General features: G+C 31.7%; 20 protein-coding genes. 1 reads left to right on the top strand and 19 read right to left on the bottom strand.

Annotated elements, in window-relative coordinates; genetic code table 11:
* Positions 1-9: 9 nt before the first annotated feature.
* The 18 genes from ACIQXQ_RS18445 to ACIQXQ_RS18365 all read right to left on the bottom strand — a co-directional run bounded on the left by ACIQXQ_RS18445 (position 10) and on the right by ACIQXQ_RS18365 (position 18541).
* Positions 10-1104 carry a GNAT family N-acetyltransferase gene (locus ACIQXQ_RS18445; protein WP_402959375.1) on the bottom strand — a complete coding sequence of 365 codons (1095 nt, stop codon included), beginning with the start codon at positions 1102-1104 and terminating at the stop codon, positions 10-12.
* Between the two features lie 40 nt (positions 1105-1144).
* Positions 1145-2107: an ATP-grasp domain-containing protein gene (locus ACIQXQ_RS18440; protein ID WP_402959373.1), complete on the bottom strand. Its 963-nt coding sequence runs from the start codon at positions 2105-2107 to the stop codon at positions 1145-1147.
* 22 nt (positions 2108-2129) lie between these two features.
* Positions 2130-3383 (bottom strand): type III PLP-dependent enzyme domain-containing protein, encoded by a 1254-nt coding sequence (locus ACIQXQ_RS18435; RefSeq protein ID WP_402959371.1) that lies wholly within the window; start codon positions 3381-3383, stop codon positions 2130-2132.
* A gap of 170 nt (positions 3384-3553) precedes the next feature.
* The gene (locus tag ACIQXQ_RS18430; protein WP_402959369.1) at positions 3554-4216 is read right to left on the bottom strand and encodes an HAD family hydrolase; all 663 of its coding nucleotides are present in this window, start codon (positions 4214-4216) and stop codon (positions 3554-3556) included.
* Positions 4213-5196, bottom strand: coding sequence for an ATP-grasp domain-containing protein (locus ACIQXQ_RS18425; protein ID WP_402959367.1), 984 nt, complete (start codon positions 5194-5196; stop codon positions 4213-4215). The genes ACIQXQ_RS18430 and ACIQXQ_RS18425 overlap by 4 nt, the downstream gene beginning before the upstream one ends.
* 123 nt (positions 5197-5319) lie before the next feature.
* Positions 5320-6846, bottom strand: a complete 1527-nt coding sequence (gene murJ / locus ACIQXQ_RS18420; protein ID WP_402959365.1) for a murein biosynthesis integral membrane protein MurJ — start codon at positions 6844-6846, stop codon at positions 5320-5322.
* Positions 6847-6901: 55 nt separating this feature from the next.
* The gene (locus ACIQXQ_RS18415) at positions 6902-8206 is read right to left on the bottom strand and encodes a hypothetical protein (protein WP_402959363.1); all 1305 of its coding nucleotides are present in this window, start codon (positions 8204-8206) and stop codon (positions 6902-6904) included.
* Positions 8207-8283: 77 nt separating this feature from the next.
* On the bottom strand, positions 8284-9405 hold the full coding sequence (locus ACIQXQ_RS18410; protein WP_402959361.1) for a glycosyltransferase family 2 protein: 1122 nt from the start codon (positions 9403-9405) through the stop codon (positions 8284-8286).
* 184 nt (positions 9406-9589) lie between these two features.
* Positions 9590-10759, bottom strand: coding sequence for a glycosyltransferase family 4 protein (locus tag ACIQXQ_RS18405; protein WP_402959359.1), 1170 nt, complete (start codon positions 10757-10759; stop codon positions 9590-9592).
* A 232-nt stretch (positions 10760-10991) separates the two neighbouring features.
* Entirely contained in the window at positions 10992-11747 is a 756-nt protein-coding gene (locus tag ACIQXQ_RS18400) for a tyrosine-protein phosphatase (RefSeq protein WP_402959440.1), read from the bottom strand.
* 74 nt (positions 11748-11821) lie between these two features.
* A complete protein-coding gene (locus ACIQXQ_RS18395) occupies positions 11822-12508 on the bottom strand; it encodes a CpsD/CapB family tyrosine-protein kinase (RefSeq protein ID WP_402959357.1) in 687 nt (228 codons plus the stop codon).
* Between the two features lie 18 nt (positions 12509-12526).
* On the bottom strand, positions 12527-13216 hold the full coding sequence (locus ACIQXQ_RS18390; protein WP_402959355.1) for a YveK family protein: 690 nt from the start codon (positions 13214-13216) through the stop codon (positions 12527-12529).
* 55 nt (positions 13217-13271) lie between these two features.
* Positions 13272-14105, bottom strand: coding sequence for an SGNH/GDSL hydrolase family protein (locus tag ACIQXQ_RS18385; RefSeq protein WP_402959353.1), 834 nt, complete (start codon positions 14103-14105; stop codon positions 13272-13274).
* Between the two features lie 48 nt (positions 14106-14153).
* The gene (locus ACIQXQ_RS18380) at positions 14154-14501 is read right to left on the bottom strand and encodes a helix-turn-helix domain-containing protein (RefSeq protein WP_402959351.1); all 348 of its coding nucleotides are present in this window, start codon (positions 14499-14501) and stop codon (positions 14154-14156) included.
* Positions 14502-14582: 81 nt separating this feature from the next.
* Positions 14583-15734 (bottom strand): aminotransferase class I/II-fold pyridoxal phosphate-dependent enzyme, encoded by a 1152-nt coding sequence (locus ACIQXQ_RS18375; protein WP_402959438.1) that lies wholly within the window; start codon positions 15732-15734, stop codon positions 14583-14585.
* A 68-nt stretch (positions 15735-15802) separates the two neighbouring features.
* Positions 15803-16417, bottom strand: a complete 615-nt coding sequence (locus tag ACIQXQ_RS18370; RefSeq protein ID WP_402959349.1) for a sugar transferase — start codon at positions 16415-16417, stop codon at positions 15803-15805.
* 19 nt (positions 16418-16436) lie between these two features.
* Positions 16437-16586: a YwzD family small protein gene (locus ACIQXQ_RS20780; protein WP_483878347.1), complete on the bottom strand. Its 150-nt coding sequence runs from the start codon at positions 16584-16586 to the stop codon at positions 16437-16439.
* Positions 16587-16717: 131 nt separating this feature from the next.
* Positions 16718-18541 carry a polysaccharide biosynthesis protein gene (locus ACIQXQ_RS18365; protein WP_402959347.1) on the bottom strand — a complete coding sequence of 608 codons (1824 nt, stop codon included), beginning with the start codon at positions 18539-18541 and terminating at the stop codon, positions 16718-16720.
* A gap of 1537 nt (positions 18542-20078) precedes the next feature.
* Here ACIQXQ_RS18365 and ACIQXQ_RS18360 point away from each other — a divergent pair.
* Entirely contained in the window at positions 20079-20747 is a 669-nt protein-coding gene (locus tag ACIQXQ_RS18360; RefSeq protein ID WP_402873077.1) for a VTT domain-containing protein, read from the top strand.
* Positions 20748-20821: 74 nt separating this feature from the next.
* Here ACIQXQ_RS18360 and speD read toward each other — a convergent pair whose 3' ends face one another.
* Complete coding sequence (speD, locus tag ACIQXQ_RS18355) at positions 20822-21637, bottom strand: adenosylmethionine decarboxylase (RefSeq protein WP_402959345.1); 816 nt, start codon at positions 21635-21637, stop codon at positions 20822-20824.
* Positions 21638-21764: the final 127 nt, after the last annotated feature.

Raw genomic sequence — 21764 nt, 5'->3', positions numbered from 1 at the left:
ATTTACCTCCTAAATGAATAAGTTACTAGGTGGTTTTATACGATAAACGGGAAAGAAATCGTTTGTTATTTTAATAGAATAATACTTTTCCCACGCTGTACTATATTCCCTGTATTTAATTATATTATGAACTTTTTTACCTGTATAAAAAGGAATGGCCCCGTCTTGATTAAAACGGTATTTGAATTGAAATAAAGAGTCTCTCCCAACATGTCCACCACCTAAATGAAAACTATGTAACCCCTTTTGCTTCCCCCAGATGGATATACAATGAAGTAGGTAAGTGTTTCCACCTAAATTTAAATAATTTCTCATGGAACATCCGAGATGATAATGTAGAGAACCTCCCTCATATAGACATAATGCAGCACATATAATCTGTCCTTCAAAGAAAACAGCCCCAATCATAGAGTGATTATTGAGGCCGGATAAGAGATTTTTTAAGTAATGTATGGAAAAGTATGAATACTCGGCTGCATTTAACTTATCCATCGTTTCTTTATATAAAATATAAAATTCATCAGCCAGTTCAATAGCATCTTCATTTTTAAAAACCTTAAATTCTAATTGGTTTTTCATGGCCTTTTTAACATTCCGATAATGGTTTTTATGATAGCCATTAAGAATTTCTTCTTCACTTTTTTTTAAATCAATGAAAATTGTTTCCCTACTGAAAGAAATATCTAATGAAGCGTCCAGGTGCTTATGGTTTTGTAATAAGGGATGAAATCGAATGAATTCAGTAATAATATTGTTTTCAAGACAAAATTCATCAAATTCCTTTCTAAATTGTTCAATCATTTTGATGTCTCCTACATCATATATAGGGCCACCATATCCATAAGATGGTGTTATAATATCGAATGCTTCATATTTCACTTCTTTTTCTTTAAGGAAAGGTAATAAATTGATATTTCTTTTTAAAAAGGGATAGCATATTCTATTTCCTCCTGTATCTTCATAATAAAACAAAAAAGGATCCCCATCACCCATACTCTGATATAAGTTTGAATAGGAAAGATTATAAAAAATATCTTTGTTATTAATCCGATTTAACTTTTGATTCCACTTTTCTGTATCTGAATATGAAATGACTTCGTACATCGTATTCCCTCCATTTTCATTGTTTGAAGAACTAATTTGATTATTTTAAAATCATGATTTCATCGTACTTTATCATTGTCGATCCCGGAGAATAATTTCCTATTGAAGGTTTATTCTCCAAGCCTTTTAAATTGTTTATTATATTTTTAACGTAATTTTGCCCCATTTCATGCGCATGAGGATAACCCCCACCAAATCTCGGATTTATTTCTGAAATAACAAACCCCTTTTTCGTTTTAAAACAGTCGATATCTATAGGTCCAATAGGTTTAAGGTAATTTATTAATTTTTCAATTAATTCGAACAAATCATTATCTGCAATAGCAACTGATTTATCCGTTTCACCTGCTCTCATTTTTATTTTCCTTTTACAAAAAATATTAGTTACTTTATTACTTAATAAATCCACGTAACAATCCACTCCGTATTCCTCTTCTACCATGAATGGTTGTGCAATTAGTTCTTCATTTTCTTTCCATGTAGCATGAAGTTCCTGTATGGAGTTTATTGTTGATATTCCTGTGCTTGCGCTTCCTCTTCTAGGCTTAATGATTAGTGGAAATGAAAGTTGACTACTTTCTATTGCAGATAATATTTCATTTATATCTATGTACGTTGGAATGCCTGGTAACCCATGTTCTTTTAAAAATTTATATGTTAGGTATTTATCAAAACAAATATTCACAACCTCTTTATTTGAAATAATTATTTTTATATTTTCTTTATCAAACTCTTCTTTATGTTCCACTAAAACACCTAATTCTGGATCTATCAAACTCAATATCGCACTTATTTCGTGCTTATTACATAATTCTCTAATATGTTCTATATACTTTGGATGAGAAACTTGAGGAACCACTTCTGCATTTTTTACAAATTGTAAAGTGGGTGCAGTCATATCACAATCTGTCAATACTATATTTCCGTTAATTTCACTTAATTCTTCTAAAAAATACTTTACTAATTTCACTCTTCTTCCTGCACTGCATATTAATATATTCATTTTGAAATACCTCTCATTCTAATTATTTAAATACATATAGGTCCTCATTAAAAAATTCCTTAAAACTTTCTTTCTTACGTACTACGAAAAAATCATCATCGTCATATGCAACAATGCCTGGCCTTTCTTTAATAAAGGGTGGGTTAAAAACAATCGTGTATGCTCCAACATTTTCAAAAACTATATAATCGCCTTTCATAGGCAATTCCCCATCGATGTCATAAGCTAAGTAATCCTTCTCCATACATGTATAACCAACAATATTATAAGTTACATGTGGATTCACCTTAGACTCTTGTCTAATTATTCTCATGGGAAGATTCCTTTTATGCATAGTAGGCTTAACGTTGTGTACACTTCCATCTATTAAAACGAAATATTGATCTTGAATTCTTTTAATCTCAATAACTTTCGCAATAAAATCAAAGGTATTGGCGACTATGGAATTTCCAGGTTCTAAAATTAAATAAGGGGTAATTTCTTTTTTTCCATATTCATCATTCATGATTCCACAAACTGCTTCAGCATAATCATCGAAGGTAGGGGTATTTAACTTAAATGAGGAAGGCAATTCTCCATATATACCTCCCCCAATATCAATATACTCTAATGTGTCACCAATATATTGTTTAGCAATTTCACATAATCTTTTTGTTATATTTTTATACGTTTCCACCTTTCGGTCGCTTGTAGAAAAATGGCCATGTAAACCCACAATATTAGCATTTTCTAATTCTTTAAATTTATTTACTGCATATTCTAAATCTCCGTTTGAAACACAGATTCCGAATCGACTTCGTTCAAAGCCTTCTTGTATTGTACTCACTCCATCATTAGAAATATCAAAATTTAATCTCAAACCAACATTAACCTGTTTGAATTGATTTTTTAGACAGAAATCTACTACATAATCAATTTCATAAAGCGAATCAATATTTAAAATGCTTTCATTATTTATAGCAGTTTCAATATCCTCTTCAGTCTTTAAGGGCCCATTAAATATTATCTTTTTAGGAGGGACACCTATTTTTATGGCTAAATCATACTCCAATCTAGACACCACCTCAGCGTATGCCCCTAACAGTAACATTTCTTTACATAAATGTGGTAAATAATTAGTTTTATATGAATAACCAATTATGAATTTTTGATACCTACTTTTAAAAGATTCATTAATTTTTTGATAATTATCTCTTAATCTATTAACATTAAATAGATAAAATGATGATCCAAGGTCTTCGATACATTCTTTGATTTGCGGGTAAGTTAAAGTCATATTTGCTCCTTCGCATAATAGAGTTAAATATATTTTATATATCTAATTATCCAATAAGAATTTCTTATAATTTCAATTTTTAAATGATATCTTTAGCTAGATTGAGAAATGAATGAAAAAGTCAACTCGACATTTATCTTGAAATCCTCCGACTAAGTACTATTACTTATTTATAGCAGCTCTAACAACTCGTAAAGTGTATTAATGGTATAATCCGCTTTATATTCTTCAGATATTAGTGTATCTTTATATTCGCCTGTTTCTCTCTCTATTTTTACAGTCATCCAATCTAATTTTTTAGCAGTAATAAAATCTTTCATTGGATTATCCCCTATATATATTAATTCTGGACCTTCACACTGAAACTTTTTCATTAGTTCTAAATAAGGGGTAGGACTAGGCTTCCAATGTTCCCGACCAAAGGAATCTGAATATATCATTATATCGAAATAACCATCAACACCTAATGCCTTGACTTTATTTTGTTGGGTTTTAATGTAACCATCTGTTAGTAATCCAAGTTTATACTTAGGTCTTAGTGTTTCAATTACCACTTTCGCATCATCAAGCAAGGTAATTTTAGGTATATGATTTCTATATAATTCGACTAGAAATAAAATGAAATTTTCGGAATATAAAATACCCATGGATTCCAATACGTCATTAATAATAGTACCTCTAACCCCCCTATCAAATAACCTGACTGCTTTTTTATAAAATCCATCAATATTGATTTGATTCAGATAATTATCAATTGCAAAAAATCCGCTAAGCACATATTCTCTCTCTTCATAAAGAGTATCATCCATATCAAAAATAATAGCTTTAATCATTCAATCTCTTCCCTATCCACGAAAATAGACTCGTCATACCTTAACATTACAAGTCCTTCTCTCCAGTTATCAACATTCAAATTCGATTCTATGCCTAATAGACTTTCAATTAAATATCGAGGGAAATCTGCACCAGCTTCCAAAGATAACGGAAACCCTCCACCAAACCGAGGGTTAATTTCGATAAACTTCACCTCTCTATTTTCAGTTAAGAAACATTGGACAGTTATACAGCCAATTAATCCATGAAGCTTAGATACCATCTCTGTGGTTTTTTCAATCAGTAAATGGTTCCGTACGGTCATACCTTTACTCACCTCGCCTGCTCTCGTTTCCATACGGAGCCTTGGAACAGCTGTAATCACATTTCCTTTAAAGTCTACTAGTACATCAATTGTGTACTCTTCCCCAACTATTAATTCTTGTAAAATAGGATCATCCAAATATTCAGAGAAGAATTCAAGTTCTTTTTTATTATAGATTTTATAAACCCCAATACTTGAACTACCTGAAGCTGGTTTAATTAATAGAGGGTAATTTGCATTACCTTGATTAATTATTTCATTAATATTATATTCTTTTGGCGTATCAAAACCGGCTTCAATGAAAAATTTAGAAGTTTTACGCTTATTTAAGCAAATTTCATTTACAGCAGGCGAACTTACCAATACGGTTACACCTATTTCTTCAAAAAGATTTTTATGGAGGGACAAAATCTCAAGTTCAATATCAATAAGAGGTACAATTAAAGAAACATTGTGTTTTTGACAAATACTTAATAAAGTAGTGATATAATTTTCTGACATGACATGCGGTACTATTACATGAATATCAGCAATAAACCCTGCAGGGGATGTCCTTTTACAATCCGCTGTAATTATTTTTCCATTTAGACTTATTTTTTTGAACACCTCTTTAAAATGCTTAATTAAACTGACTCTACGACCACTACTAGTAAATAAAACAGTAAATTCACTCATTCTTACTTCCTTCCTTCTCATAGACTACGATTTACTTTTAATCTAACTAAATGAAACTTCATTGATTATAAAATAAATTATTATCAAAGTAGTAAAGAGTGATTCCCATGATTACACACCTATTTATCTCTGGAAAAACCCCTTCCACCTTTTCTTTAATTCGATTATAATAATGTCTACTTCTTCAACTTTTGTGAATATTATGATAAATAAGTATACGAATATTCCTAGCATGATACACAATAATAATGTTAGTGTCGAATTAAATTGGTCTATTAATATTTCGTACGTCGTTTTTACAACTATCCCCATAAAAATTGAAGATAATGAAATTTTCAAAAATGTGATAAAGATGTTTTTAATTCCAAACGAGCCTATTCTACTTTTTAACTTAATAAATAATAAGATGCTGCTTAAAATGCCCGCAATACTGGTTGCCAATGCTAATCCGCCGATACCCAAATATTTGGATAATAATACACTTAATAAAATGTTTATTACCGTTGCAAATATCGCGTTGTTCATTGGTATTCTTGTATCTTGAAAAGCATAAAAAACCCGAGATAGTACCTCCCTTAATCCAAATCCCAACATGCCTATTGAATAAAAAAATAGAGCATCGGAAGTCATGGATACTGCTGCAGCATCAAAGGCTCCTCTTCCAAATAGGAATAATACGATTGGTTTAGAAAGTGCTAATGTTCCTATTGTTATAGGAATAACCAAAATGTTAATACTGCTGATAACATTTGAAACAGTTTTCTTTAATCTTTCCAAATCATTCTGCGCTGCCAATTTAGAAATGGAGGGATACATTACTGTAATAATGGACATTACAAATGATCCCTGTATAAATAAGTTAAGACGTTCTGCATAGGTAAGTGCAGATATCCCCCCTAAAGCTACATGGGATGCAATTGTTTTATCAATAAGGACGTTAATTTGATTTACTGATACTCCTATGATTATGGGAAGAGACAGAAATAGCATTTGCTTTAAATCCTCATCATGCCTGTCTAAAATAAAATGATATTTAAACCCTTTTTTGAATACAGAGGGAAGTAGAAATATTAATTGAATGAATACCGCAATAACACTTCCAATAGCAAGTATGGTTACATTGTTATTCGCACTCAAAGCTATGGAAAATATAATAATCAAATTCAATGGTATTCCTGAGAGAGCGGAAATGATAAAACTATTATTCACCTGTAAATAACCATTAAATATTGTAATCAACCCTGTAAAGTAAATTCCAAATATGCTAATTCTCATAAAAAAAACAGCTAAGTCCATTGATTCTCTATCAAACCCAGAAGCGAATAATTTTACGATTGGTTCCGTAAACATTAGACTAATAAATGCTATGAAAGTACAAAGAAGAAGGATGAAACCGATAAGGTTACTGACGAACTTATTCGCAACCTGATCATTTCCTTCTTTGTTAATTCGACTATAAAGTGGTATAAAGCCTGTAGCTATTCCCGTTATGATAAAAGAAAATATACTATCTGGAATGGTGAGCGCTATTAAATACGCGTCACTAACATTTGAGGCTCCAAAAAAATACGAAAGGGTAATATCCCTTAAAAACCCAAGCAATTTAGAAGTCAAGGTTAGTAACATTAGAAATATTACTGCTTTCTTCATTTGACTTTACCCCTCTACTACCTCTTGTTTCTACATATTGGTAATTGATAAAATATTATATATCAATTACTGACTTTTCCCCTTTTTCCTTGATTTCCTTACTTTGAAGCCTACTTTTTTTACTATGGTTGACCAATGCAAAAATAATAATAATGATTGGATAAATTTTATGTCTATGACGTATCGCTGTACCAGCATTCGCAACACCCATCCCAAATATAAAAACTACTGCAAGCAACATGACAAGTACACCTATAATGAGAGGATGGCCTTTTTTCCATTTATTAATATGGAAGGCACAATACATCATTATTCCAAGGTAAATTAGACCATCCAAAAAAAATGATATAATATCGCTAAGTCCCCGCCAATCCATAGGTAAAGGGGACGTCAAAAAATAAAACATTTTGATAGGGGAAAAAAATATCAGCTTCCATATGGAGTCGACATTAAGACCTACAAGGTATGTAGAGCTGCCAATTCGATCATTTACTGAATCATATAAATCATTAACCTCTTGGATACTATTAAACTTACTAAATAAAAATTCATTTAATTGTGTATATGAGAATAGTGAGGCAAAAGTAAATAAGAAAAAGATTACAATTGTATTTCGATTAAAAGTAAGCTTGTTTTCTCCTTGTTTAGAGAACATAAACATAAAAATGTATCCAACAAGGATGCCAATTACTCCCGAATGAAAAATACTGGCTATAGCTAAGAAGATAATTGAGAGGGGCCCATTGAATTTTTTTCCATACTTATACCACTTTATAAAAAAATAAAAGGAAATGACCACAAGGAAACTTATTATATTTTCTCTAAGTAAAATCCCTGAAAAAATAATGGCTTGTGGAAAAAAACAAAGTAAAGTTATTGATAGTTCTTTAGTTTTTTTATTTATTTCTAAAAGTGATAGAATTTTGTACAAAAAAACTATAATGGATACTCCTAACAATACATTTATATACTGTCCCAGTAACCTTTCAGGTTCCGTAATATAAAATAAAACCCCTAATGCCTTAGTATATAAACCCCCATACATATCAGTTTTAAGTAAACTTAGATCATTAGAAATATGGCTAGCTGATATTAAAAAACCCTCGGAGTCATTTCCACTATGTGGTAATAAATAAATGTTCCTTGCATAAACGTCCCAAAACATTGTTAATAGTCGCAAAACAAAAGCAGCAAATAATAATTCTCGTATACCCTTCCTATATTTAATGAAGCTAATAAATACAAATATGACATTAAATGCGATTAAATATAGAGTTGCAGATTCAAAGTCAGTTATTAAGGGTTTTAATAGTGTTAATACAAAAACTTCGATAAAAAAAATCGCCCACACCAAGACCAAAAATTTCCACCCCATAATGAGTAACTTTATTTCTAACCATATTGAACAGTTGGACTTTTAGGTTATAGCATTGTAACTTATATCCCCTCATCCGAAATGGAAATATTTTTAATTGAACCATTTTCAATGGATTTTAACTTGTTTCTTTTGTTTAAAATAAAACTTATAGAAACAAGCATCAGATATAATAGCGAAATTTTCTTATATTTAGCCAGGAAGAAAAATATTCGCCACTTAAGATCAAAGTGCTTAAGTTTTAAATTCGCATAGGCACTTGTATATAACTCATCATTTAATATGTCTGATAAAAGAGTTATGCGATTACGGGTACTATGATTACTGTTTAAAATATTTAGTCCTAAGCCAACAATACTTAAGCAAATGCGATTATTCAAAGCAGTTGTATAAATTTCTTCCAAGCTGTTAATTTCTATATACCTTTTCATATATATAAATAAATTTTTCCATTTTTCATATAGGTCAGCTTGTTGAACTTTAGTAATAGAATTTAGGTTGGTTTTTCGATAATGATATAATTCTTTATTGATATATACAGCTCTTTCACAGAAACCAAACGCATACAAATTAAATAAAGCATCTTCTGTTCCAATTATTCTTGTATCAATGAACTCAATTTCGTTGTTTTTTAATATGTTCCTTCTATATAATTTTGACCACGCTGTAACCAAAGAATCCATGTTTTCAGGATATCTCATTTCGTCTTCAATTAACCCCATTATTCTTCTATGGAGCTTAAATTTAACTTCACTTTTATTAAAAATTTCAACATCATTTTTGGTGTTAATCACTTTTTTTACTAAAGCTGTATCACTATATTCTCTGGTGTAAGACCAAAAAACAATATCAGCATTAAATGTTTGACTATATTTAACTGCTTCTTCACATGTATTTGATTCAATCCAGTCATCACTATCAACAAACATGATAAAATCCCCCGAGGAGACTTCAATACCTGCGTTTCTTGCTCCTGATAACCCTTTGTTTTGTTGATGTATCGTTCTGATCCTATTATCATTCTGAGCAAACATTTCACATATAGTGCTGGAATTATCTGTTGAACCATCATTAATTAAGATTATTTCAATATTAGTGTATGTTTGACATACTAGGCTTTCTACACATTGACTAAGATATTTTTCAGCATTATAAATAGGGACAATAATGCTAACCTTGAGCATAATCACTCACCTCATTAAAAGTTTCTTAAAACACTATGTCTGGAAATTAATACAGGAAAAAAACAGAAATAGAATGGATACGAATAATTACCGAGAAAAATAAAATCATTTAATGACACTTAAAATATGAAACTCACATTTCCCTAATTAATGAGAAGACTAGGCTGGATTAGGATACTCAAACTTAATCAACAATCATTTTTTTCTCCTTATAAAGATCATCCTCATTTATTGTGTATAAACTATATATCTCTCCCATAACCTTCTTTGAATTTTCAATCGAGAATTTATCAATACTATCCACTGCATTTGCTCCTAATTTTTCTATTAATGAACTATCTATATACAGATTTTCTATCAACTTATTAAAATAATTCGAGTTATCCATTTTAAACAAAAAGCCATTTTCCCCATTTTTTATTATTTCCTTATGCCCTCTGTTTTCAGATGCAACAACAGGCAATTCACACGACATATACTCAATTATGTTTATGCCAAGTCCTTCTCTTAAACTAGCAGATACTCCTACATCACACATAGGTACTATTTTAGCTAAATCGCTTCTGTAACCCAAAAGGTTCACATTATCCCTTACATTTAACATATCTATATATTTTTCATAAACTTTCTTTAATTCTCCATCACCTGCAAGGAGTAGTTTAATATTTGGATAAGATTTCTTTAACAGTGCCACGTTTTTAATCAGAAATTCTTGGTTTTTATTTCTGTTTAGTTCAGCTGCATATATTAATAAAAAATCATCTTCTTTATACCCAAACTCACTTCTTAACTTTTTCTTTTCTTCCAGAGTTAAGGATTTAAACTGAGAGGTATCAACTCCTATACCGGGAATTAAAAAAACTTGGCCATTCTTCCTTATATTGAATTTTTTCGATAGTTTAAAATCCTCATTATTTATAGTAATGATTCCATCAGTCCACTTTGCAGCGGTTTTTTCCATCAAATAAAATAATATCCAATTTTTAATAGGGGCTCCTTTATAAAAATGAAACCCATGAGCCGTGTATAGAATCTTTACATTTTCGATATTTCGACAAGCTAATCTCGTCACAAAAGAAGCTACAGGAGTATGAGTGTGAATTAGATCATACGCCTCATCAATAACAAGCTTTTTAATTTTTTTATAAGAAATTATATTTTCTTTTTTTAAAGGTGTTCTTTGAAATTCAATTAAATGTATATTGCACCCTAAATAAATTAACTCTTCTTCTAAGTCCATTTCCTTATTACAGGCAATATCAACCTCATGTCCTTGTTCAATCAAAAGCCTTATATGTGGAATTAAAAAAGAATTAATAGTATTTGATATTGTGGTAACATATAAAATTTTCATTTATATCACTCCCCATTATGAAGCTTAAGTAATCCGGTTAATGTTTATGCTTATTCCAAGGTTTCACAGAAGGTATGATATTTTGATATTCAAATTACACCATTCTTGATTAGATTAAAAAATAAAGTTTGATTATCCTTTTACTGACTAATAAAGGCCGGAAAACCTAAAAATATAAGGAGCCTAGAGCTCCTCAGATATTATCAGAATGATTGGCACAGCTCTATATAATTTAAAAAATCCCTAAAATCTTTTTTCTTATTTTAACTGGATTCTCTATAATAATATTTTGATTTCGCATAAGAAGTTCAGCATTTTTCTTTAAAAAAAATGTTTGGTTGATTCCATACTTTTTTCTGATTGATTCATAAGCTTCTTGTAGGGAAAATCCTCTGTTATCAATATTATGCGCATCAGTAGCTATAAAATGAGCCAAGTTATGTTCGATAATCATTTCCGAAAAGGATTTTACTTTTTTTCCAAACTGCCCATTGATACTGCCGGATGTAAGTTGGGACAATGCTCCCTCTTGGACTAAATTAAACAAGAGATTTTGATTCTCTATAAATCCTCTATTTCTTTCTGGATGTACAATTATTGGGGTAATTCCTTTCAATAACAATTCATAGACCATATTCTGAGTGTAACTAGGAACTTGATCAGAAGGGAGTTCTAATAATATAAATTTCCCCCTATTACCCAAAGTTAGTAATTCATCGTGTTCAAGAGAAAGAAATAATTCTCGATGAATCCTTATTTCTTGTCCTGGATGGACTGTAAGCGGAACATTATTCAGCTGTAAATGTTTGTTGAACATATGAACATGCTCTAAGATATCAGTCTTAGTATTGTCATATCTCCCATTCATATGATGTGGCGTAGCAAATAGATGGGTTATACCAGCTTTTACTGCAGTATTTGCCATTTCTAAACTCATTAAAAGCTCATGGGGTCCGTCATCAACATTTGGTATAATGTGACAATGCATATCAATCAAACCATCATGCTCCTTTTTATTAGAGGATTAAAAAAACAATAGTTTCAACTACTTGAGCCTGCTAATTATATCGGGCTGTAATACTCATTTTTACTGACTTCGACTCTATTAACTACCACACCTAGCAATTTTGCTTGAGCTTTTATTAGCAAGTCTTTTGCTTTCAATGCTTCATCTTTATGGGTTTTCCCACTTGACACAACAATTACAACTCCATCGCATTTATTTGCTATAATTTGAGGGTCTGTAACAGCTAGAACAGGTGGTGTATCAAATACAACGTATTCGAACATATCTTGCATTTCTTTCATCATTTTTACCATTGCTTTTGAATCTAGTAATTCTGAAGGGTTAGGTGGAATGGGACCACTCGTTAAAATGCTCAAATTTGGAATAGATGTTCTAGAGACGACCTGCTCTAAGCTCATTTTCTTCGTCAGTACACTAGTTAACCCAAGTAAATTGCTAATATTAAAAGAATAATGAACAGTAGGTCTCCTTAAGTCAGCATCAACAAGTAATACTGATTCTCCCTGTTGTGCAAGGACAATCGCCAAATTAGCTGCTGTTGTGGATTTTCCATCAGAGGCTTCAGGCGATGTTATCATTATTGATTTTATTTGTTTATCCACTGATGAGTACTGTATATTTGTCCTTATAGACCGATATTGTTCAGAAACAGATAACTTAGGATCACTATGGGCGATTAAATGAACATCCACTTTCCCTTTATTTTTCAACTTTTGAGTCAAAAGTTTCACCTCTCATATTCATTGTGGAATTTTTTTTTGTGGAATTTTTTGAATAGAGCCCAGTACGGGAAGTCCAAGGTATGATTCAATATCCTGATCGTCCTTTAATGTACTGTCTGAGTATTCTAATAATAGAGCCCAAGCCATTCCAACTAACATTCCAATCACGATTGCAATGGCAATATTCAGTAAAGGTTTTGGTTTAGAAGGAATGGGGGAATCTTTATATTCGGCTTTCGCAAGGATGTTCACGTTATCTACATTCATAATACCTTTGATTTCCTTTTGGAACGTTTCAGACACATTATTTGCAATCTCGACCGCCTTATTTGCATTACTATCTTCAACTGTCAAAGAAAAAACCTGTGAATTCTCTTGGCTGTTAATTGTAATTCTTCGATTGAGTTCCTCCACACTTTGAGTAAGTTCAAGGTTTTCTATGGTTTTTTCCAATATGGCTGGACTTTTTATAATTACGCTGTAGGTATTTATCAAATCAATGTTACTTTGCAATTGAGTAACATCAATCGGATTCTCTGCATTTTTTTGATTTACTAGGATTTGCGTAGATGCCTGATATACAGGTGTTAAAATAAAATAAGTAACGCTTCCACTAATCAATACTGCCAACAATGTCGTTAACATTACTAGCTTCCAACGTTTTTTTAAAAAGATATAAATTTCTTTAATACTAACTGTTTCCCCCATGTAAACCTCCAATAAAATTGTCCTAAGGATTTATAATCTGATTAAATTTAGTATTTCATTTAAAATGTTCATATAAAGCATTAAACCATAATACATTACCTTTATCGTTAAGGCTGGTTTGATCTTTTGCTAATATATCTACTAGTAAGATATTTTCTTTCTTTAATTGTTTATTGATTCCTTCTATGCTATCAATATAGGTCCAGTTATTTTTACTAATTACCTTTTTTGATTCTTTTATATAATCTAGATAATTTAGACCTATATTATTTTTATTCTTACTATTAGCAACTGGGTTTGATGAAATGATTATTATCTTCGAGTTTGGAAGTTTCTTTTGTAGTTTAATCATTATATTTTCTAAATCATTTTCTGTTCTTGAAATTTCGATTGATTGATAGTGGTTAGAAATTTGTGCATTTTCGAAAATCACTAAATCTGGCTGATCCTTAATGACTAAGTCAATTTTCTTCCCTTTTAAAAAATCAGATGTTGAATATCCTTCATATCCATGATTAATTAATACTAAGGATTCTAAATCCTCATTTTCTGATTGTATAGCATTCTTTAAAATTTCTGGCCAGCCATTAGAACGATTACTTATACCGGTTCCTGCTGTCCCGTTACTTCCTAAGATAGAAACAATAACCTTTTCTTGTGTAAGGGCTCGATAATGTAAAAAATCAATCATTGATTGTGTTTTATTATTCTTAGGATTTAAACTATTAATTAAATTGTTTTTGTCCTCTAGTTCCTTTTTTAAGTTTTTCTCTGTTGCGATTTTTCCTTCTATGCCAGCTTTTTCACTCATATTCTTCCAATGTTGATTTCCCAAAAACAATATAACTATACAAAGTACACTCAATATAAAGACAATATACTTATTCATTATTATCACCATTCCAAATAGCTTTCGAAGCTTGTTTTATTTCTAATATCATTTATGTTTTGAATTTTCATTTTTCCATTTTATAAATTCCATTAAAGTTTTGTATTCTTGAAGCTGATTCTTTTCTACTCCTAGCTCCTTTAGATCGTTTAAGAAACCAAGCCATTCTTTTTCGATATGCAGATGCTTGTCTTCTTCCGAACCATTTTTCAGTAATGTAAGAAGATCTACTTTTAATACTGTTGCAATTTTTTTCATTACTTCCAATGACGGATTTTTATTAATATTTCGTTCGATATTACTTAGATAAGACTTTGATATTTTTGACATTTTCGCTAGTTCTGATAGTGTATACCCTCTTCTTTTCCTGATTTCAGCTATATTTTTCCCAATCATCCGAATACCTCTTTTAACTTCTTTGTAATATAAATTGAAATATTTTATATCCCCTTTGAAATACTTTTTAATAAGAATTCATTATTCCATCTTATTTTTTATAGTTGAAATCACCTTCATTTGATCTTCAATAGGCATATTGGATCCTGATGGTAAACATAATCCTTTCTTGAATAGCTGTTCTGAAATACTCTCATGAGTATGAGAGTAGTATTTAGAGTTATTAAAGAGTGGCTGAAGGTGTAGTGGCTTCCATACTGGTCTAGCTTCGATATTTTCTTTTTCTAAGGCCGTTAATAATTCTTGAGATGTCACTCCAGCTACCTTTTCATTAATTGTCAATGCGGTAAGCCATCTATTTGAGATGGTGTTCTCTAATTCTGGCATAAAAGATACACCTGGTAGTTGTGATAATTCTCGTTGATAGGTTTGGAAGATTTCCCTTCTCTTACTGACCCTTTCATTTAACACCTCTAATTGACTTCTTCCAATACCAGCTAAAATATTACTTAAGCGGTAGTTATAGCCGAGTGTGCTATGTTGATAATAAGGGGCAGGGTCCCTTGCCTGTGTGGCTAGAAATCTCGATTTTTTTAGCGCTTCTAAATTATTGGAAATTAGCATTCCTCCACCTGATGTCGTGATAATTTTGTTACCATTAAAAGAAAATATTCCAAATTCTCCAAAAGTACCACTTGCTTTTCCTTTATACACTGAACCAAGGGACTCAGCTGCATCTTCTATAATAGGGACCTGATATTCATTGCAAATGGATACCAGTTCATCGAACCTAGCAGGCTGACCATATAGATTCACAATAATAACTGCTTTAGGAAGCTTATTACTTTTCTCAGCATCTTTAAATGCTTCCTCTAAGGCAGATGGTGACATATTCCACGTATCAGGTTCTGAATCTATAAATACAGGTTCTGCCCCTTGATATAGTATAGGATTTGCACTTGCAACAAAGGTTAGACTTGAACAAAATACGACATCTTCTCTTTGTATATCTAATAAAGAAAGGGCCAAATGAATTGCTGCAGTTCCTGAACTCACAGCTACTGCTCCTTTGACCCCTACAAAACTAGCTATTCTCTTTTCAAAAGCATCTACATTCGGGCCTAATGGTGCAATCCAATTTGATTCGAAAGCTTCATTAATATATTTACTTTCTTCTCCGCTCATATGGGGAGAAGAAAGTAAGATTTTTTTTTCAAATGTCGTATTTAACATTTTATCCATTTCATCACCTTTCCAATAGATGGACCACCTATAAATCCTCTGTTAAGCCAATACAATTTTTATATATGTTCTTTAACATCATTTATATTAGTTCCTTTAAATTCATCCATTGTAACATCTACGGATTGATTAACTCCATCTGATTGAATAACTTTAATTATCGTGAACCATAGTATTTTTATATCAAGTAAGTAGGATTGATGGTTAACATACCATACATCAAGTTTGAATTTATCTTCCCATGATATACCGTTTCTTCCGTTAACTTGTGCCCACCCTGTTATTCCTGGTTTCACTAGATGTCTCTTTGATTGTTCTTCAGTATACAAAGGAAGATACTCCATTAATAATGGTCGTGGTCCTACTAAACTAAGATCACCTTTTACTACATTAATTAATTGTGGAAGTTCATCTAGACTGTATTTTCGTAGGAATTTCCCAAAAGCATATAGACGTAAATGGTCAGGTAATAAGTTTCCTTGTTGGTCTTTGATTTCTTTCATAGAACGAAACTTATATAAGTAAAAAGGTTTTTCATGTAAACCAGGGCGTTTCTGTTTAAACAGTATAGGGGAGCCCATTTTTATTCTTACCAAAGTTGCAATAAATAAAAGAATAGGACTTAATACCATAATTAATAATGATGATATTACTATATCAAACAGTCTTTTCATGTCATCACTTCCAAATTTATTACTTCCTATCTGTTACAATTATTAATTGCTGTTTAATTTCTTCTATTAAGTTATTGATACTTATGTTTTCTACTTCGGTACTTAATTTATAGGTATTAAACAAAACCTCTTTAAATTTTTTCTGTAGTACATCTTCAGAACTATTCATATAGTATTGTCACCCATCTTTTATTATTTGAATTAAAACATCATCATTATCGCATTGCTTTTATATCAGGTTAAACCCTTGTTCCATGACCTAATTCAGGGAATATTACAAATTTCATATTATAAGGTCCTTTAACTTGAGGCAGACATAACAGGTTGTGAAACAGTGTTAAGATTAGCTGTATTAATTAGTTCCAACTTTAACGTCTCTTTATCGAGATTAGCATAATTTTCAATAATGTTCTCAATCTCCATTTTAAATAGTTTTCTAGTCTTTCCAACGTAAATATTTGGATAAATTTGTTTCTCGTGAACTTCATCTTGACTTAGCAATTCTTCAAATAGCTTTTCACCGGGTCTTATCCCAGTAAATTCAATTCCAATTTCCTCAATAGTATGACCTGATAGCAATATTAATTTCTCAGCTAATTCAACAATTTTGACTGGTTGTCCCATATCTAGCACAAAGATTTCCCCCCCTTGAGCAAAGGCCCCGGCTTGAAGGACGAGTCTTGATGCTTCAGGTATCGTCATAAAATATCGAACCATATCAGGGTGGGTAATGGTTAATGGCCCCCCTTTTTCAATTTGCTTTGTGAACAATGGAATGACACTACCACGGCTACCTAACACATTACCAAAGCGCACAGCAACAAATTTTGTATCATTTTCTTTATCCATATTCTGAATAAGCATTTCTGCCAATCTTTTCGTCGCTCCCATTACACTTGTCGGATTAACTGCTTTATCACTCGATATCATCACAAATGTTTGAACTCCATGCCAGCTGGAGGCTTTAGCTACATTTCTTGTACCAATCAAATTATTTTTAACGGCTTCTTCAGGATTTTTCTCCATTAAAGGTACATGCTTATGAGCAGCTGCGTGATAGACGACATCGGGTTTATAATCTCCCATGACCGATAATATCTTTTTTTCATCCTGTATATCTGCAATTTCTGTAAAGAATTCAATATTTGTATGTATATATTTCTCCTTTAATTCCATTTCAATCGTGTAGATACTATTTTCTCCGTGTCCTAATAATATTAATTGCTTAGGCTTGAAGTGTACTAATTGACGACAAATTTCTGATCCAATCGACCCCCCCGCACCAGTTACTAAGATGACCTTATTAGTGACATATTCAGAGATAGAATCCATATTTAATTGTACTGGATCTCTACCTAGCAAATCCTCAACAGAGACATCACGAAATTTATTAATGGATAGTTTTCCTGTTAATAAATCTTCTAACATCGGAAGAATTTGTGTTTTTGCCTCAGTTTTAGCGCATTCTTGAAAAATTAAATTTAATGCTTGTTTATCTAATGAAGGAATCGCAATGATAATATGCTCTATATTTAAAGATTTGACATAATACTCAATTTTTTTCGTTGCCCCAATAACAGGTATACCTAAAATATCGCGCTTCTGTTTGTTTATATCATCATCAATATAGGCAACGGGTATTAAGTCTACAGAATTATTTTTTAAAAGTTGTCTAGCTACCATCCTTCCAGCTGATCCAGCTCCTATTATTAAAGTGCGCTTTTTACTTGAGTCCTTCAACAAGTAAGAGTCCCGATAAATTCTCCAACAAAGTCTTGATCCACCAATGAATAGGAAGAAAAGTAACCAAGATATAGCAAGAAATCTTATTTCAATGGTATTTAAGAACAAGAGCTGTATGCATATAGTTACCGCTGTTGAAACTGTTACCGTTTTAAAAATAATGATTATATCCTTAACACTCGCATATTCCCAAGACTTTTTGTTTAGCTGGAATTTGAAAGAAAAAAGGTGATAACAAGCTAAAAAAATCAAACCTATTATTATATGTTCTCCACTAGAAGGTGTTTCGGACACTAGAAGGTAATGACTTAAGAGGATTGCTACTAATATAATTAAAGAATCAATTATATTAAGTAAAGACAGTCGTAATTTATAATTCATCAAAAAACCCCCTTCTTTATATAAACTATCTACATTCTCGAATTTGAAAAGTATAAACATATGTAGTCTCTGAAGAAACTACATATGTTTATACTTTTCAAGAATATGGGGCATTTAACCCCTCCTCTCACCACACTCTTGACGACTCGCGTCTAAGGTTTTTCAACCCACAGTATGGTCGAGTGCCTCCATTAATATTGGTTAGGAGACATCACCAAATTGCCATTTTTGTAATCATTATGAGTATTCTTAATTAAGAACAATTAGATAACTCCAGGTAACCGAAAAACTTTTTATTTAGTTGCAAGATATTTAATTTAATAAATTTAAACTTTAAAAGAATATATTATGAGAGCTATATTCTTCATCTTATTGATGACTTTTATCGGCAATAATCTACATGTCTATATTTTATCTTAATTAAGTGTTCTTTATAAAGAACTTATATAGTGTTAAAAATACCACCTCTCAACACGATATGTCAATAAGTGTTTTCTAGATTCAGATTAATGTTTATAAGATTAAGTTTTATTCACTTTAAATATTATGTAAATTACTCACATAAAAGTCTTTAGAACCTAATTTAAGAAAATGAGAGTACAAATACAGAAATAGAATACCTAATTTCTGTTGAATAAGTACACTAAAAAGACAAATTTTAGAAATAAGATCTTCCTTATGAATCCGTTTGTAAAAGATTGTGTCGAAGCTCTAGCATAAAAATAAGATATTACCGAAGTTTTTCTGTATTCCCCTTGCTTTTTAAAATAGCAACAATTACTACGTATCTGTTCCATTATTTCTCGTGTATATGGTCACTACACATTGAAAGAGAGGCATTAAAATTAATAATTTAAAAAGACCATGTCATCAAAGATAAAACAACATTCGGTAACTCCATATAAATGGTAAGATGATACGTTTGACTGGATTATGCTAAATGGGTGGTATTCTTTAAATCCATGCAAACCGTTTCTTTCCACTGTTTCATGTAAGAGCTAATAAAGCCCGTGAATTTAAAAAACTTATCCGTTCAGAGCTAAAGTGGGTATTCGCTACCCATTTCTCATTAACGGTCTATCAGGAAATTCTTAGTGCAAATCTCTATATACATATAATATAAATTCACTAAAACTAGTTTACCTTTGAGTAACGTAACAGCATTCATGGTGTATTTGAAAGAACAGTTAATCCGAATAATAAACATTAGCAAAGGAGAGGTGGTTGAAGGACTACTTATTATCCCCAAGATTTGTATACTTAAGATTTTGCTACAATCACAGAATATCCAACAATGTAGGACCATCCTTGAAGTCCTATACTCCTATACAAACATTTTTCGCCTCACATTACATTTTAATACTTAATTCATCCCCATATTCCCAGTTATAAACCATTTACTTGGCATAATATAATATGTAATATTACTAAGGGTGTAAATCTGGCTTTTTCCTTTATCTTTTTATCCGTCTTTGGAATTATTTTTATCAAACTACATTCTAGAATTTTTTATTCTCATAAAGGAGGGTGCATTAATTTGCATAATCTTTTACATTTTACTCAATCGATCGATACGGATCTGACTCAATATATCACTGTTTTCGGTAAACAAATTTATGTCATTTTATTCATCATCATTTTCGCGAAGACGGCTTATATTGTTCTGACTTTCCTGCCTGGAGATGCGACTTTGTTTGCCAGCGGTACCATTGCTGCGATTGGACACTTGAGTTTCCCTACACTTTTGTTCCTTTTCTTCCTTGCAACTGTTGCGGGGGACGCCCAGAATTATTTTATCGGGAACCTGATTGGGAAATCCACGAAGAAAGAAAAAAAATACTCAGTATTTAAGTACATCCCAAATAAATCTATTGAAAAGACCCATCGATTTTTAACCAGTTATGGAAAATATGCGATTATGTTCTCCCGATTCGTTCCTTTACTTAGCACAACCTTACCTTTCATTAGTGGGTTCACACGCTATTCGTTCAAACGATTTATCGGACATAATATGGTCGGAGCGATGGTCTGGACGATCACTTGGGTATGTGCGGGTTACCTACTCGGCAACCTTACATGGGTAGGTAGTCATTTATTCCTCTCATTGCTCGGCATTACTCTTATCAGCTTTATCCCTCCATTCATCGCGTTTACCATTGAATATGCGAAAAAGAAAACAGCTGCCGCAAAAGTCCTTGAAATCTGACTTTTGCCGGCAGCCGTTTTGGCTTCAATTACTATTGTAAAGTTAACAAGTTATTCTTATCCAAGGTGCTAGTCTTACTTGGGTACCGGAACATTTGCCCCGTAAAAAATTTCATCCATTTCCGTTTGAAGCCTTTCGATAATTTCATCACGTTCAGCTGGTTTTAGTTTTTCTTCTGAATAACCAAATAGATAATTGTTTAGCTCGAATCTTTTCAGTTTACATTTAGTATGAAAGATATTCTCTTGGTACACATTCACATCTATCATATCGTATAATCCCTTTACTTCATCAGGGATATAATTTTGAATGGAATTTATATCATGATCGATGAACAATTTGCGACCATTTGTATCTCTGGTAAATCCTCGAACCCGATAATCTATCGTGATGATATCGGTGTCAAAAGAATGAATCAGGTAATTGAGTGCTTTTAATGGAGAAATTTCCCCACACGTAGATACGTCAATATCAGCCCTGAATGTGCTGATTCCCTCATTGGGATGAAACTCAGGATATGTATGAACCGTAATGTGGCTCTTATCCAGTTGCATGACAACATTGTTCGGCAAAGGTCCAGGCGTTTCCTTATAGGTATCGGTGGGTACTTCTACGACGGGCCCCTCAGAAATAAGCATCGTCACGCTTGCTCCCTGTGGTATGTAATCCTGTTTGGCTGTATTCAAAACATGAGCTCCAATTAAATCCGATACATTCTTCAATATGCTAGAGAGTCTTTCCGCATTGTATTGTTCATCAATGTATTCTAAGTATGCTTCACGTTCCTCTTTCGTTTTCGTATAACAAATGTCATACATATTAAAACTTAATGATTTAGTAAGATTATTGAAGCCATGGAGTTCAATTCTTTGCTCAGGTGTAATTTTCATGAACGATTCCCCTTAATTTTTTTACCAACCATATTTATAGTTACCCATTATTTGAGAATAAAAACTTTTAATTATCGTTGTGGAGTTTACCTATCTATATCTTCTAAATTAAACTAAATTAGGTAAT

This window comes from Peribacillus sp. NPDC097198, assembly GCF_044762055.1.
In the GTDB taxonomy this organism is placed as follows: Bacteria; Bacillota; Bacilli; order Bacillales; family DSM-1321; genus Peribacillus.
The sequence above is the reverse complement of the archived record's forward strand: the minus strand, read 5'-3'. Positions and strand labels throughout refer to the sequence as shown.